15 protein-coding genes are annotated in these 13,921 nt (G+C 40.9%); 4 read left to right on the top strand and 11 right to left on the bottom strand.

What is annotated here, in order from left to right; all coding sequences use genetic code 11:
- The 3 genes from H580_RS26035 to H580_RS0121780 form a co-directional block, all read right to left on the bottom strand.
- The coding region (locus H580_RS26035; RefSeq protein ID WP_211224432.1) for a transposase at nucleotides 1-122 on the bottom strand (122 nt) is incomplete at its 3' end.
- Nucleotides 123-338: 216 nt separating this feature from the next.
- Nucleotides 339-692, bottom strand: coding sequence for a HesB/IscA family protein (locus H580_RS0121790; RefSeq protein WP_028596663.1), 354 nt, complete (start codon nucleotides 690-692; stop codon nucleotides 339-341).
- A 408-nt stretch (nucleotides 693-1,100) separates the two neighbouring features.
- On the bottom strand, nucleotides 1,101-1,532 hold the full coding sequence (locus H580_RS0121780) for a serine hydrolase domain-containing protein (protein WP_028596661.1): 432 nt from the start codon (nucleotides 1,530-1,532) through the stop codon (nucleotides 1,101-1,103).
- Between the two features lie 212 nt (nucleotides 1,533-1,744).
- Here H580_RS0121780 and H580_RS0121770 point away from each other — a divergent pair, with 212 nt between their 5' ends.
- Together H580_RS0121770 and splB are read left to right on the top strand one after the other, a co-directional pair.
- Nucleotides 1,745-2,020, top strand: coding sequence for a transcriptional regulator SplA domain-containing protein (locus H580_RS0121770; protein WP_028596660.1), 276 nt, complete (start codon nucleotides 1,745-1,747; stop codon nucleotides 2,018-2,020).
- Nucleotides 2,013-3,041: a spore photoproduct lyase gene (gene splB / locus H580_RS0121765; RefSeq protein WP_028596659.1), complete on the top strand. Its 1,029-nt coding sequence runs from the start codon at nucleotides 2,013-2,015 to the stop codon at nucleotides 3,039-3,041. Before H580_RS0121770 ends, splB begins: the two co-directional genes overlap by 8 nt.
- An 87-nt stretch (nucleotides 3,042-3,128) precedes the next feature.
- Here splB and H580_RS0121760 read toward each other — a convergent pair whose 3' ends face one another.
- From H580_RS0121760 to H580_RS25145, 6 genes are all read right to left on the bottom strand, one after another.
- Nucleotides 3,129-3,725 carry a TetR/AcrR family transcriptional regulator gene (locus H580_RS0121760; protein ID WP_028596658.1) on the bottom strand — a complete coding sequence of 199 codons (597 nt, stop codon included), beginning with the start codon at nucleotides 3,723-3,725 and terminating at the stop codon, nucleotides 3,129-3,131.
- A gap of 8 nt (nucleotides 3,726-3,733) precedes the next feature.
- Nucleotides 3,734-4,483: an alpha/beta fold hydrolase gene (locus H580_RS0121755; RefSeq protein WP_028596657.1), complete on the bottom strand. Its 750-nt coding sequence runs from the start codon at nucleotides 4,481-4,483 to the stop codon at nucleotides 3,734-3,736.
- A gap of 197 nt (nucleotides 4,484-4,680) precedes the next feature.
- Nucleotides 4,681-5,865, bottom strand: coding sequence for a stalk domain-containing protein (locus H580_RS0121750; RefSeq protein WP_028596656.1), 1,185 nt, complete (start codon nucleotides 5,863-5,865; stop codon nucleotides 4,681-4,683).
- A 267-nt stretch (nucleotides 5,866-6,132) separates the two neighbouring features.
- Nucleotides 6,133-6,810, bottom strand: coding sequence for a class I SAM-dependent methyltransferase (locus H580_RS0121745; RefSeq protein ID WP_051217648.1), 678 nt, complete (start codon nucleotides 6,808-6,810; stop codon nucleotides 6,133-6,135).
- 48 nt (nucleotides 6,811-6,858) lie between these two features.
- Nucleotides 6,859-7,995: an ATP-binding protein gene (locus H580_RS0121740; protein ID WP_245583617.1), complete on the bottom strand. Its 1,137-nt coding sequence runs from the start codon at nucleotides 7,993-7,995 to the stop codon at nucleotides 6,859-6,861.
- 212 nt (nucleotides 7,996-8,207) lie between these two features.
- Nucleotides 8,208-8,951 (bottom strand): RNA polymerase sigma factor, encoded by a 744-nt coding sequence (locus tag H580_RS25145; RefSeq protein WP_051217643.1) that lies wholly within the window; start codon nucleotides 8,949-8,951, stop codon nucleotides 8,208-8,210.
- Between the two features lie 181 nt (nucleotides 8,952-9,132).
- On the opposite strand from H580_RS25145, the gene clpP reads away from it, so the two are divergent.
- Complete coding sequence (gene clpP, locus H580_RS0121730) at nucleotides 9,133-9,717, top strand: ATP-dependent Clp endopeptidase proteolytic subunit ClpP (protein ID WP_028596653.1); 585 nt, start codon at nucleotides 9,133-9,135, stop codon at nucleotides 9,715-9,717.
- Nucleotides 9,718-9,919: 202 nt separating this feature from the next.
- On the opposite strand, the gene H580_RS0121725 is transcribed toward clpP, so the two are convergent.
- Nucleotides 9,920-10,606, bottom strand: a complete 687-nt coding sequence (locus H580_RS0121725; RefSeq protein WP_028596652.1) for a response regulator transcription factor — start codon at nucleotides 10,604-10,606, stop codon at nucleotides 9,920-9,922.
- A 121-nt stretch (nucleotides 10,607-10,727) separates the two neighbouring features.
- Here H580_RS0121725 and H580_RS25140 point away from each other — a divergent pair, with 121 nt between their 5' ends.
- Nucleotides 10,728-11,165, top strand: coding sequence for a hypothetical protein (locus tag H580_RS25140; protein ID WP_084509462.1), 438 nt, complete (start codon nucleotides 10,728-10,730; stop codon nucleotides 11,163-11,165).
- Nucleotides 11,166-11,510: 345 nt separating this feature from the next.
- On the opposite strand, the gene H580_RS0121715 is transcribed toward H580_RS25140, so the two are convergent.
- Nucleotides 11,511-13,895 carry a polyprenyl synthetase family protein gene (locus H580_RS0121715; RefSeq protein ID WP_211224429.1) on the bottom strand — a complete coding sequence of 795 codons (2,385 nt, stop codon included), beginning with the start codon at nucleotides 13,893-13,895 and terminating at the stop codon, nucleotides 11,511-11,513.
- Nucleotides 13,896-13,921: the final 26 nt, after the last annotated feature.

The following is a 13,921-nucleotide window of genomic DNA, read 5'->3' as shown; positions in this document are numbered from 1 at the left end:
ATCTCCTTGAATCGTTGCTCAACTTCTGACTTTAGAAATATCTTTCGCCTGTATCGTGGACAAAACACAAAATGATAGTTAAGCAAGGATACCGTAGTGAATGTTCTTCTATATTCATTCATGCTAGTATTGTATCAGTTGATAGATAAAGCTGAAACAAAAAAATGACAAAAGTCAACAACTTTCGGATACTTTAAGCACCACAAACCTACGGTTGAGTGGCACTCCGTATACGACCTCACTTTCATCCCACATCTAAAGAAGTGGGCTTTCCCGTTCGGGAAGGGCTGTAAGCTAGATTAGAAAAGGCGCTCCATCTCTGGACGCGCCTTTAGCATTTAGCATTTATTCACAGTACCCCGATATGTAGCTGTTCTAAAGCTTGCTCCACATCCACAGCTTGCTTTCACGTTTGGGTTTTCCATAGTGAATCCCCCCGTCATTCCTTGTACTTTATAGTCGATCTTCAATCCCACAAGGAATTCGACGCTCTTAGCATCCATAATGACATGAACACCTTTCTCTTTGAAAGAAAGATCTTCATCAGACATTGTGTCTTCTGGGCGTAAGTCATAAGATAAGCCGCTGCAGCCTCCATCAACGACGCCAACACGCAAATATACATGCTGCCAATCTAAGCTGCTAAGCATCTCGTTAATTTGGACAGCTGCATGATCACTAATTTGGATCATATTCATCACCTCAATCGCACGGATTAAATTTATTAATTATACTAAAAAGTATAATAAGTTTATGAACACATGCTAACCTAATCCTGTCAGAAGGTCAATCCTTATCTTTTATAAATCAAAAGACAGTGCCGAAGCACTGCCCGTCTGAATACATGATTTAACTCTAATTTAATACCGAGATGACAGCGTGGCTTAATTACATAAACGATTAACGATAATAATTCCTGCTATCTGGTATAAAATATCCGTTCACCTGACAAGTACGGAAGGCACTGCTTGGCACAGAACTTGGGCATATGTTCACGCATCCAAACATGAGCGGATTCATTTCCCATCATAAAGGCGTAAAAGCCAATAATAGAAATGAGCATAAAGCCTTCTATTAAAAGTAGTTTATCTTCATTTACATCATAAATAGGAAGTACCATGAACGTCATCCACTCTATATGTTCGATTCTCGTTATGTCTTAAAAACGTAATCGAACGTTTGGCAGGCACAGTCTGATCAATTGGCCCATCGGGATGAAGCAGAACACGACGTTCTGACAATTCGGGAAGCCAACGATCGATAGCATCATCAAGCTTCAATATCCCCTGTTCAACAAGAATTATTGCCGCTACGGCTGACACTGGCTTTGTAAGTGAAGCCAAGCGAAATATCGCATCCCGCGTCATCGGACGCTTACCTGCTACTTCCATCGTGCCGATCGCTTCCACGTGAGTTTCACCTTGACGGCTTACCGCGTAAACAACGCCCGGGAGCGCTCCTTGCTCTACCTGTGCAGCAACCACTGCTTGTAATCGCTCAAGTCCTGCTTGCACCCATGCTTGCTTGGTCATTTTACAGCACCGCCCTTTTGCATTTGCTTAATCTCCTCGAACGCGTATAACTTCCATATATTGTTCTCGTTAACGTTGTTATTCACCTGATAAAATGCCTCCAGAATTGAAATCGAATTGCGCTGCAAGCATAATTGGTCTCATTTAGGACACTAATACTGGTAAGTAAAATATAGAAACTGAATTCAATTTTAGAGAGGTATGATAAAACCATGGAGCAAAGCATCCCTTTTTCACCTGGTCAAATTGTATATGTCATTATACGGAACCCCCATTCGCAAGATGTAGCTAACGTGCAGCAAGCCGCTGTTGTCCACAATCCTGAAGTTCCAAGCGGGCTGGCCCTTTTTCTATATGAAACCTATTATCCGTTAACCAATGAAGTTGCTGTGTATTCTTCATTGGAAGATGCAGAGTTCGCCTATCAAGAGGCATTTGGAATGGGAGATATGGTTGGCATAGGAGATACGGAGACCTATTATGGTTAAGCCGTTTGTACCGCAGCTTGTCTATGTGGAGCCTAGTGCATTGGATTATTCATTAGGTAAAGAATTAGTCCACAAATTTGAACAGATGGGTGTAGAAATTAGACAAACGACTTCCCACAACCAAATTCGTAACCTGCCTGGTGAAAATGACTTTCAACGCTATCGTATCGCAAAATCAACACTTGTGCTTGGTGTTCGTAAAACGCTTAAGTTTGATACATCCAAACCATCCGCAGAATACGCGATTCCTTTAGTAACCGGTTGCATGGGGCACTGCCACTATTGCTACTTGCAAACTACAATGGGGAGTAAGCCATACATTCGAACCTATGTAAATGTAGAGGATATATTAGCAGCAGCAGACAAATATATGCTGGAGCGTGCTCCACAGCCTACTCGCTTTGAAGCATCGTGTACGTCAGACATTGTCGGTGTCGATCATTTGACACATACGTTGAAACGGACGATTGAACATTTTGGTCAATCGGAGCATGGTCAGCTTCGGTTTGTGACGAAGTTTGCGCACGTGGATCATTTGCTTGATGCCAAGCATAATGGAAGAACGCGCTTTCGCTTTAGCATAAATGCTGACTACATCATTAAAAATTTTGAACCTGGAACGTCCAGACTTCAGGAGAGAATCGAAGCTTCAGCGAAGGTTGCTAACGCTGGATATCCATTAGGATTTATTATTGCTCCGATCTATTTGCATGAAGGCTGGAAGGAAGGCTATACAGAGCTTATCCAAACACTTGAATCCTCCCTGCCTGCTTCTGCAAAAAACAATGTAACGTTTGAAATGATTCAGCATCGCTTCACCAAGCCAGCGAAACGTGTCATTCAACAAAATTATCCGATGACGAAATTGGAGCTGGAAGAGTCAAAGCGAAAGTGGAAATGGGGGCGATATGGGATAGGAAAATACGTCTATACCGATACGGAACAAGAAGAAATAAAAGATACGTTAGGCAGTTTAATCAACACTTATTTTCCACAAGCAAAAATTGAGTATTTTACATAACAATAGCGGCAGCTTAGAGTACGTAAATATGCTTTAACTGCCGCGTTATACTTGATTATCGATTCGTACTACCTATGCAGCAAACCTTTACTCTCCCTTGCTGTTACCGTATTCTCGCATCAATTGTTGTTTCATCTTCTCTACGGGGAATCTCTCCGTATACGTAGCTATCATCAACATGGTGCCATGCAGCGCTGAAGAGAAGAACAGCGATCTCATTCTCGGTTCCTTAACCCCAAGCTTCTCAAAGATTTGACACTGTACTTCAAATTGCTTGCGGGCTTCCTCATTCAGCTGCTGTCTATAAGCAGCTAGCACACGATCGTCTTCCGGCTGTGTTTGCAAGTTTAAATAAAATCGATAAACTTCGGGACGTTGGTATACGTTATCTAATGCACCATCGACGATATAGCGGAGCTGCTCAATCGGTGTCTTTATTACGGCAGCTGTTTCTATCACTTCAGAAATTTCTTCAATGCGAACTTGGATCATAGCTGCGAGAAGGTCTTCTTTACCTTTGTAATAGTTGTAGAGCAAGCCCTTCGATATGTTGGCTAGTTTGGATACTTCTTCGACCGAGGTAGCATGGTAGCCTTTTTTAACAAAAAGCGTCATCGCCGCTGCATGAATTTTTTCTTTCGCAGCTTGTCGAATGCGTTCATTTTCTTCTGGGGTACGAGGCACGGCTGCAATCAATCCTCCAAAAATTCAAGTATATGACGGCTAAGTTCTTCCGGATGAGTTAGCGTGGGCTTATGATCGACTCCATTCATTTCAACAAATCGGATGTCTGGAACAGCCTGAAAATGCTCCGCAATTTGATGTAAATCCGAGGAGTCTTCTGTACCAATAATAAAGCAAGTTGGAGCTGAAAGCTGCTCCAGACGCTCTATCGCAGGAGGCTGCGGCCATACCGACTCCCAAGTATTCCAATGGAACATTTTTAACATATTAGATCTGTGCATATCTATGAAGTATTCTCGCTGCGGACTAGCTAGTACAAGACGATAAATACAGTTGTTCAAGGATATCTCAATCATTTTATCAACATTAGGTGATGCCGCTTGGATGTCCAACATGTTCTTCGTGAATACCTCACTATGTTGGAAACCGGACAAGGCTGGGGCTACAAGTACAAGCTTTGTAACACGATGCGGATAAGTCAGTGCAAAATCGGTTGCAATCCTGCCTCCTATTGAATGGCCTACAATCGTTGCCTGGTCAAGTTGAAGATAATCCAATATGGCATGTAAATCTTCCACGTAGTTAGCTGGTTCTATTGGCGCAGGCGATTGGCCGCATCCACGACCGTCAAAAGTAATGACCTGATATTTTTTTGCCAAAATTGGTGTGACAAAGGCCCAATCTCTTATATCAGCAGCACCGCTATGCACAAGGACAACAGGTTCTCCTTCACCATGTACTTCATAATACAAATCCATCTGGCAACCCTCCATGAATTGGTAATGAGAAGATGATCACAGTTTATTATTGAATGAATGTTTAGTCAATATTAAAGGAATCAAGTTTATATCTACGTAATTACGAAGTCACCAAACCCTATAACTCCGTCTTTCTCTGTAACCTGTAAAACCGCAAAGAACCCGCTACAGCCTGCACTGCAACGAGTTCTACTTGTTTATTTTAACGTATATGTGTACAAGGTTTTATCTTCTTTAATCAAATTGCTTTTATTTTTGAAATATAGCTTATTTCCCTCTTGCTTCACAAAATTGAGGTAATCACCATGATAGGGAACATCATTCATTTCTGCGTATTCCTGTTCTGCCTGATTCAGAAACTCTTTGTACAGCAGCACCTTTTCCTTGTTATCCAAGTAAACCAGCGTCAATAAGCCTTTTTCCATAGGTCTGATAAGGATATAATCTTCACTTACCATGGACACAAAATACTGATCATCTACTCCACCTAAAGCTACTAAATCTAATGTTTTCACAACTTTACCAGTATCATCACTAATCATAGTAAGCTTCTTACCGTTTGTCATGTAAATAGTAGATCCTACTACCTCGATATTATCTTCGTATCGTTTATGATAATCAGCAAGTGTTTTATGAATAAGCTTGCCGTTCTTTAATAGCAGCATATGTTTATTCATATTGATACTCGGCTCACCATGGTCATCGAAAATGTTTAAAATCACATGTCCTTTGGGCGTTTTCTTAAATGTAATTTCCGCTCTCTTATGAATGGGCACGTCTAATGTTGTGAGAAGCTTACGTCTGCCCTTCTTATCTGTCACGTGAACTTTACCTGTCTTATAATCAACACGATAAGTCATGTTGTTATAAGTCTTGCTCGCATAATCGAATGTTGGCGTATAAGACGTATCCACTTTATATACTTTCGTCTTCTTGTCATAAGTTGTTTTTATTTCTAATGCATCCAACACTGGAGCTAGGGGGGCATAAAAAGTGCCCTTATAAACAAATGGTGTTCCTTTCAGCTTGACGTAGGAACCATTCACACGCACGTGATCCTTTCCTACTCTAAATACAATATCTTTTTCCCGAGCTGTAAATTTGCCAAACACGTCCGACTTCGGTGGGACTTGAACATCTAGTAAAGATTCATAGGTTTTGGCACCGACTCGATACGTCTCTGTTAGCTGATTATCTGAGCTAATCTGATTCATCGGAACATAATCGACTCCATTTTTTTGGAATCCTTCGTATACATAAGAGTTATTGGCACCGTACTTGAGTTCAATTTCTACTGCTTTGTTTTTTTCAGCTGCTGCCAGTAACGATGGAAAAGCTAGTATAAAAACGAGCAGCATGCCAATGATGATTCGCTTTCTCATTTCTCCGCCTCCTGAATGATAAAAGATATTTTCTATTCCAATAGAAAATATTAACATTCCATATTATAGCAGCCACAACGTTTTCTATGCAATTTATTTCATAGATACAAATAGCCTATGTGAACACGATGCATATGCAAACTTTCCTTGTATGAATTCGTGATAGATGATGTGTCATATAAAAAATGACCTCCGCAGAGGTCATGATCATTCCATCTATTTATTTGAATCTATCCCCGAATTCTTACCACAACAGGTTGGCTGCATTTATCGTTCTTTCTTTTGAAACAATGCTGCCCATAAACCTGAATTGCCAAAGCGATCACTAGACTTCTCCATATCTAGCATTTTTCGAACTTCGACGGCATGAAGATCCTTAAAGATCGTTTTTAATTTATCAGAGTTGAAACCCAGTCCGCCTCTAAGCGACCGTTGACGATAAACCTCCCAATCACTTATTTCAGCTCCTCCGAGCACGCCATTTTCAACAAAGCAAGTAACAGCAAACATTCCTCCTGACTTCAGAGCTCTATTCACTAGACGTACGTAATCGATTCTACGGTGAGGTGCTATATGATGCATGCATCCTGAGTCATAAATAATATCATAGGCTGCTTCTTCAATATCCAATTCAAATATATTTCTACATATGAAATTGACATCAACTTGCTGTTGTTGCGCTCTATCCTTTGCCCATTGTAAGGCTTCACTCGAAAGATCTACAGCATCAACTTCATATCCCTGTTTGGCTAAATAAATGGCATTTCTTCCAGGTCCGCATCCCAATTCAAGTACCCTGCCTGCTGCTGGTAACTGACGCTGGTGCACATACTGCACTAAGTTCTCATCTGGTGCATTTACGAAAAATGGAATCGCTTTACTGCGATCTGAGTAGAAAGTATTCCAAGTAAAACTAGATTGCTCTCTTAATAGCGTATCAAGCATGTTAAGGATATCGTCATGACTATGAATCGTCTCCAACGTAACGCCCCCCTAAGAGAATGTGTGTCGATGCAGGCAAATGATCAAGCTAGGATATGAAACGGCTAATTTTTCAATTTGTTGCTGGATTTCATTCCTGTTAAAGCCTTGCCTGAATAATTCCGGATCCGGTTTGAACGTTATGCTTGTGCCCGTTAATGAAGTTATCCCTACGGTTAGAAGATCGGTTTGTGGAATTCCATGCTTATATTGCTGACGATACACATAGCCTTCTCTCTGCACTTCAACGGTGAGGCTCATGGTTAACGCATTTACAACTGCAATACTTATTCCCTGCTCTGCACCAGGTACTTGATACGGCGCTTCATTTCGAAATCTATGAATATCCGTCAATACGGTTTGTACATGCGATGGATTGCTATTTTGAAAAGCTTGGATCGGAATCCCTCTGCCGTTATCACTCACAGTTGCACTGCCATCTTGATGCAAGAACAAATGCACTTCCGTCGTGTAGCCTGCCGCGTGTTCGAGAATTGAATTTTCAACGACTGCCCATAAAAGTAAATTGGCGTCATAACCTTCTGCATTGGCATTTCCCATATAAGTTCCAGGGGATTCTCTGACCTGAACCATATCTAAATAATCGCTAGTATCGAGCATATCAGCAGCAGCTGACAACAACAAAAGAAGCGGCAGCTTACGATGATCTGGTACTGTATAACGTCCACTCTTATCTTGTTCTATCAAGTTAGCCCCATTCAAAGCTTTTAAATGATGATACAGCTGCCCCGTCGTACCCATATTTAACTTTTCAACCATTTCAGCCCCTGTAAGGGATTCATTTAAAATGGCTATTATAATATCGAGACGCAGCTTGCTGCCTAGGGCAGATAGTATTTTCGAGCTTTTTTCCGTACTTATTTGAAGCAATTGCTCCAGCTGTTTATCCTTAGGCTCCCAACGCAGTAGTTGTCCATTTGCTTGATATTGGCCCGCATAATACACGTTGCCCGATGACGCTGAAAAGTTTTGTTCATCTTTGTATAAGACTTGAGGAGCTATTGGTTGCACCGGAAACTCAACAGATGACTGACTTGTAACGATGCTCCTAACAAGTATTTGAAGCTCAGACATCTGTGTCTTTAACGCATCAATCTCACCGCGTAATGCTTTGCTGATGTGGATCATCTCCTATTTTATGAAAATACGTATTATGATATTACGTAATTACATAATAATTATACCTAGTGTCGTTTTTGATGTAAAGTAATTCCATTACATTTACATAGAAAAAGATCACCCGTTTACACGGATGATCTTTAATCATTCATCATTACCATTTCCCACAGCAGCTCAATCATTTTCAATAATATAGCATGAACCAACATGGGCGCACACAACTACGCAGCTAATGATGCGTACACGTTGGACACACATTTATTATGCGTTTTATTTTTCATTTGTTTACGAGTGGCAGCTAGGAAGTAAACATTACATACATCATGTATCCCTTGTTCTCCTTGGACAAGTCTTAATATCTCTTCTACCTCACCATTAACATATGCCCTAACAAGCGCACTCAGATTCCATTGTACGACCTCTTCGTCAGTGATAACCATTTCATCTAAAGCATCGTCATCCTCCTTCAATGATTGCAGCCCTTTACGTGCACGATGATAGGCTGCCTTGACTGCCCCCTCTGTCGTCTGAAGCTTACTAGCCGTGTCTGCAACGGAATAACCAAGCGCCCCGCGCAGCAATAAAACGGTTCTTTGCAATGGAGACAAATATTTCATCACATAATAAAAAGCGATTTCGATGTCTAAGGTACTACTACCACCTGTAAGATGCTTCTCACCTTCTGTCAATTGTTCTCTTTCCTGATTCAAAATTCGATCCAGTATTTTTCTGCGGCGCACTTGATCGATCCACGTATTTTTAGCTGTTCGCAGCAATAGCGCTTCAGAATTGTTATGTTCTTGCTCCCGCTTCCTATCCAAAATCTTCACCCATGTATCCTGCACCAGATCTTCGGAATCCCACACAGAATGAGTTAATGAAAGACAGTAGCGGCTTAGCACAGCGTGTAACTGTTCCAGATCGCTGCTCACCGTCTCATACGATGTCGTTAATGAATGGCTCATCTTTCACAGTCAACTCCTTATTCGTTGCGTTGTTTAGAATATCTTATAGGTAAACGATTCATACGTGCGTTTCGTTACGCTGAACTTATACATTTTATTTACGCTTGCTCCGTACCTTTTGACAACGTGGATTCGTTTACCTGTTGTTACATGACTCAAACATAAACACGGAGGTAATGCCATGTCTAGTTTTATCCCGTATGTAGTGGAGCAAACCAACCGCGGCGAAAGATCGTACGATATTTATTCAAGATTGCTCAAGGACAGAATCGTATTTGTCGGTTCAGAAATTAACGACCCGCTCGCTAATAGCATTATTGCACAGCTGCTTCTACTCGCAGCCGAAGATTCTGATAAAGACATTTATATGTACATCAACAGTCCTGGAGGCTCGGTAAGTGCTGGATTCGGTATTTATGATACGATGCAGTACATTAGGCCGCAAATTCATACGATTTGTACCGGCTTTGCGGCATCTTTCGGGGCTATGCTGCTCCTTGCTGGAGCTAAGGGCAAGCGATTTGCTCTGCCTAACAGTGAGATCATGATCCACCAACCTCATGGTGGAGCACAAGGGCAGGCAAGCGATATTGCTATTAGTGCAAAACGCATTCTCAAGACCCGTGAGAAATTGGTTCAAATCACCGCTGAACGGACAGGACAGTCAATAGAAAGAATAGAGAAAGACATGGATCGAGACTACTTTATGTCCGCGGCAGAAGCTCTTGAGTACGGTATTATTGATAAAGTGCTCACCTCCATCTAATCCATACCATGTATGATGAAAGCCACCATTTTGGTGGCTTTTGTATTCCACTCTCACATTGTCAAATAAGTATTATGCATCTCATACGTATTAGTTTGCTTCCTAACCAAAAGCTTAATGAATTGTTGGTCCTGTGTAACAGATTGGTGCACCTATACGCTATTGACTTCTGCATACATATGTAAACGATGTAATTGTGGAACTACTTCTTATCTTTAACTTCCAGCATATACCCTACTCCCTTTACCGTATGAATATGTCTAGCTTCTACTCCTAGCTTTGCTCTAATCTTGCGAATATGTGTGTCTACAACACGATGATCCCCATAAAAATCAAATCCCCATACATGATCAAGTATCGCTTCTCGCGACAAAATAATCCCTTTGTTTCTAACCATATATTCTAGTAATTCATATTCCTTTGGTGCTAATCCAACCTCTGAACGATTCACTTCGACGTACTTTCTTTGTTTATGAATAGTCACATGGCCAAATGAAATGAGCTGCTGCTCCAATCCTACTGTTCCTTCCGCACGCTTTACTAGCATCGTGGAACGTGCAACTAATATTTTCGGACTAAATGGCTTCGTAATGTAATCATCAGCCCCAAATTCATAGCCCATCAATTGATCATCATCATTACAATATGCCGTTACAATAATAATAGGCACACAAGAAAATCCTCGAATCCATCGACAAATACTCCAGCCATCTCGCTTTGGCAGCATAATATCAAGAATAATCAAATCAACACAGCAAGTTCTTATCATGTCTAGTGCCATTTCTCCGTCTTCTGCTTCATGTACCTGCCATTGCTCCTTCTCAAAATATAGGCACATTATATTACGAATATCAGCATCATCCTCTATTAAAAGTACGCTATAACTCACTACTACCACTCCTTTATGTCTGCTGTGTGTACACATTTTGTGAAGTTGAACACACGGCAGACACATACTAGATTTAGTATGAACATGTGAATATCACAAAAACAATTTAGGAGGTATTAAAATGAAAAAATTTAGTCGCATGATGCTAGTATCCAGTCTGAGCTTAACGCTCATGTTAACATCTGGAGTGACAGCCGCTTTTGCTACATCTGATGTCGCACCAACTCCTACTGCACAGTCCACAATAACGAATGTAGCTGATGGTGACATTACAACGATGAATGCTCGTGAACAATTTGTGAAAGATACGCTTTATTTCTACAATAACAAATGGGGAAACCGTTATAATGTGTTAGTGTTTAACACACAACTAGGTTATGAGCGTAGTTTTCATGGTGTGAAAGAATCTGCTATCGTAAGCTATGGTTCTATTAATTACTACGTTTGGGTATTTGAGAATGGGACATTTAGAAACAAAGGTGATGGTGGTTGGATTAACTGGGCCTTTCTGGGGAACTTCACACGAAACGGAAGCTACGTACAGTTTTACAATCGCTAGTCATTCAACTTCGATAGACCGACGCTTACTCTGACCTGTTAAAATACCTCAATAGCACATCTTACTAAGTTCAGTTTGATCATCAAAATGATGCTTTTTACCATTTATTATAAAGTTATTATTTTTTCTCCTAATTAAATACTATCATCATATTTCCATATTATCAAACACTTGTAAAATATAGCACGGATTGATCATAAACAAATAAAGAGAGTCTGACCATTGTACAGGTTAGACTCTCCTATCTATGAATTCCACGTATTCTACTTCTGTTGAAAGTTGATTTCAGCTAGTGTAGTTGTTCATTAATTTCAGCAAAAAGTGTGAACATATACGTTCGCAGCTTTAAGATTCCCTATGAATCATATAATTTAATAAATGCTTTAAAAAGGTTGTATTGCGCGGCATATCTACCAAAGCCTCTTCAGCTAGGCAATAATGCTCCCACATTTCCTTCCTAGCACCCTCTTTACCAAGGATCGTCACGAATGTCGAAGTGTTATTGTACGCATCTTGGCCAACTGGCTTGCCAAGTAAATGCTGCTCGCCTTCGAGATCAAGCAAATCATCCTTAATTTGAAAGGCAATGCCCGCATGATAAGCGAATTTCTTCAACGTACTAATTTCTAACTCCTGCGCTTGGGCCAGAATGGCAGGCATAACGAGAGATGCTTCAAATGCAATTCCCGTTTTGTAGAAGCATATCGTATTCAATTGCTCTAGCGTGAGCGCTTTTCCTTTAGACTGCAAATCCATCGCCTGTCCCGCACACATATCCGCTGCCCGTTCGGACGAATATTGAATCAATGATAGCACAGCTTTTGCATCAAAATCATGAAGGGACGCTTGTTCTCCCATCGCTTTCTGGTTCAAAAATAGTCCGGTTAATTCAGCAATCGCGCTATTGTGCATATGATGCAGTGTCGGGCGTCCTCTGCGTGTAGAAGCGTTATCCTGCGAAGGCAAATCATCAAAAATTAAGGATGCTGTATGCATATACTCCAACGATCGCAGCAAAGGCATAATAGCAGTAGATGGGAGTCCATATTCATTTACCCCCATCACCCAAGCCATAATAGGTCTTAATCGCTTACCTCCACTTTCAAGGCTGTAATTAGCAGCATCAATAATCGACTCTTTCATCGCTGGTATCCCGTTATGTTTCGGAATATGCAATAACGTGTTAATTTGATTACGAACCGATTGGATCGTATTGAAAAATTGCTCTTTCTCTGTTCGATTATTTCGAAGTGTAGTTACCATCTGATCACGAACTAGTTTGTCAAAGAAATCAACATCATCCGCTTTACGAACCATTTGCTGAATGAGCTGATTGAGTTCTGGCATACCAACGGCGAAAATACCCATCAGTTCATTATATTTTTCAATCCCAACGCGTTCTTTGCAGCGCTTCAAGCCATTGATGGCACGATCCAGTATCACTTCTCGGGTCTTGGCATCAGACTGATAGACGTTGTGGATCAAATTCGAAATAACTGCCCAATACATTTCAAATGGATTAATCAGATCAGGCCGCTGATCCCGGTATGTTAAGTAATACGTGTAAGGTGTTACCGCTCCCTCTTCCATATCATCAAACATATCTGCGAAGTCATCAGCGAGCTGGTTGTAAATTCCATAATAAAACGTTCGATTGTCAATGCCTTCATCTACCTCCGCACTTAGTACAGAGCGGACAATTAACCGAGATGAAGCTGATTTTAAAATGATAGGTACGTACAGGTCTTCATTTGTGTAGTTCGTATTTGTAAGTACTTTTACCCTGTCAATATCCTGCGAATGAAAAAACACATAAGATTGCTCAAAGAACGTATTCAACGTTGATGACTGTTGATGATTTTTAATGTACTCAAAAGCATCGCGAAGCTCTGCGTGTATGAAAGGTATCATGTCAGCGTTATTTCCCGTCCATTCGCCTAGCTCTGGTACTTCCCCACTAATGATGGCTGTACGAATCATATTGGAATACTGCTCTTTTTCAGACTCGTTTAAGGCGTCGGAATCCAACAGATCATCAATAAATGGATACGTTAGTCCATAACAGTATCCAAGTCGAAGTGCTGCATCAAGGGATTGTGCACGCTCCGCAGGCGCTGTTGTGTCTTCCAGTTCATCAAGCACATGTAGAACTACGCCCAAAATGATCTTAATGAGCTTGCGAATAGCATGCTCCGCATTCATCTCTTTCGGAATATGAGTGGAAACCGCCTTAATTTTATCGATCACCCAGATTACTGCCTGCTCAACATGTTCCTTTTGCCCCCAACGGTATACTCCCGTCATACTCATGAACTCAGATTGTTGTTGCTTATTGGAAGAGGTAGAACGAATTAAATGATCTTTTATACTCGCCACAAGCCGCTGAATGCTGACTTGAGTCTCGGGAGAATGCAGTGCCTTACCCAAATCCCTCATATAAATATAAGAAATGCTGCGATCTAAGTAATCGTCCAGCTTGCCCATATGATTCATCCATTGAATGTAGCGATGATAATCCTTTGGACTGGGCTTCTTCTTCCCTCGTGACAATAAAGAAAGTAAGGAATGAGGATGAATATGATTCTTCTTCCATAAATGAAAATCGTTAATCAAAGTTGCTGTATATGTTTTTTCATTTAATTGAGCATGAAGTGATGCAAAATATTGTGCTGCCTTCTGCTCATGCAGTCGATACCAGGTATCGGCATGATCTGTAAATTCCTCACTCATATGATGGATTACCTCAGCTTCTATTT

Source organism: Paenibacillus assamensis DSM 18201 (genome assembly GCF_000422445.1).
Classification (GTDB): Bacteria; Bacillota; Bacilli; order Paenibacillales; family Paenibacillaceae; genus Paenibacillus_B; species Paenibacillus_B assamensis.
This window is presented reverse-complemented; position numbering and strand designations above follow the sequence as displayed.

Coding starts and splice junctions, on each gene's coding strand:
- H580_RS0121790 (WP_028596663.1), bottom strand. CDS start 692: ATGATCCAAATTAGTGATCATGCAGCTGTCCAAATTAACGAGATGCTT.
- H580_RS0121780 (WP_028596661.1), bottom strand. CDS start 1,532: ATGACCAAGCAAGCATGGGTGCAAGCAGGACTTGAGCGATTACAAGCA.
- H580_RS0121770 (WP_028596660.1), top strand. CDS start 1,745: ATGGAGCAAAGCATCCCTTTTTCACCTGGTCAAATTGTATATGTCATT.
- splB (WP_028596659.1), top strand. CDS start 2,013: ATGGTTAAGCCGTTTGTACCGCAGCTTGTCTATGTGGAGCCTAGTGCA.
- H580_RS0121755 (WP_028596657.1), bottom strand. CDS start 4,483: ATGGATTTGTATTATGAAGTACATGGTGAAGGAGAACCTGTTGTCCTT.
- H580_RS0121750 (WP_028596656.1), bottom strand. CDS start 5,865: ATGAGAAAGCGAATCATCATTGGCATGCTGCTCGTTTTTATACTAGCT.
- H580_RS0121745 (WP_051217648.1), bottom strand. CDS start 6,810: ATGCTTGATACGCTATTAAGAGAGCAATCTAGTTTTACTTGGAATACT.
- H580_RS0121740 (WP_245583617.1), bottom strand. CDS start 7,995: ATGATCCACATCAGCAAAGCATTACGCGGTGAGATTGATGCGTTAAAG.
- H580_RS25145 (WP_051217643.1), bottom strand. CDS start 8,951: ATGAGCCATTCATTAACGACATCGTATGAGACGGTGAGCAGCGATCTG.
- clpP (WP_028596653.1), top strand. CDS start 9,133: ATGTCTAGTTTTATCCCGTATGTAGTGGAGCAAACCAACCGCGGCGAA.
- H580_RS25140 (WP_084509462.1), top strand. CDS start 10,728: ATGAAAAAATTTAGTCGCATGATGCTAGTATCCAGTCTGAGCTTAACG.
- H580_RS0121715 (WP_211224429.1), bottom strand. CDS start 13,895: ATGAGTGAGGAATTTACAGATCATGCCGATACCTGGTATCGACTGCAT.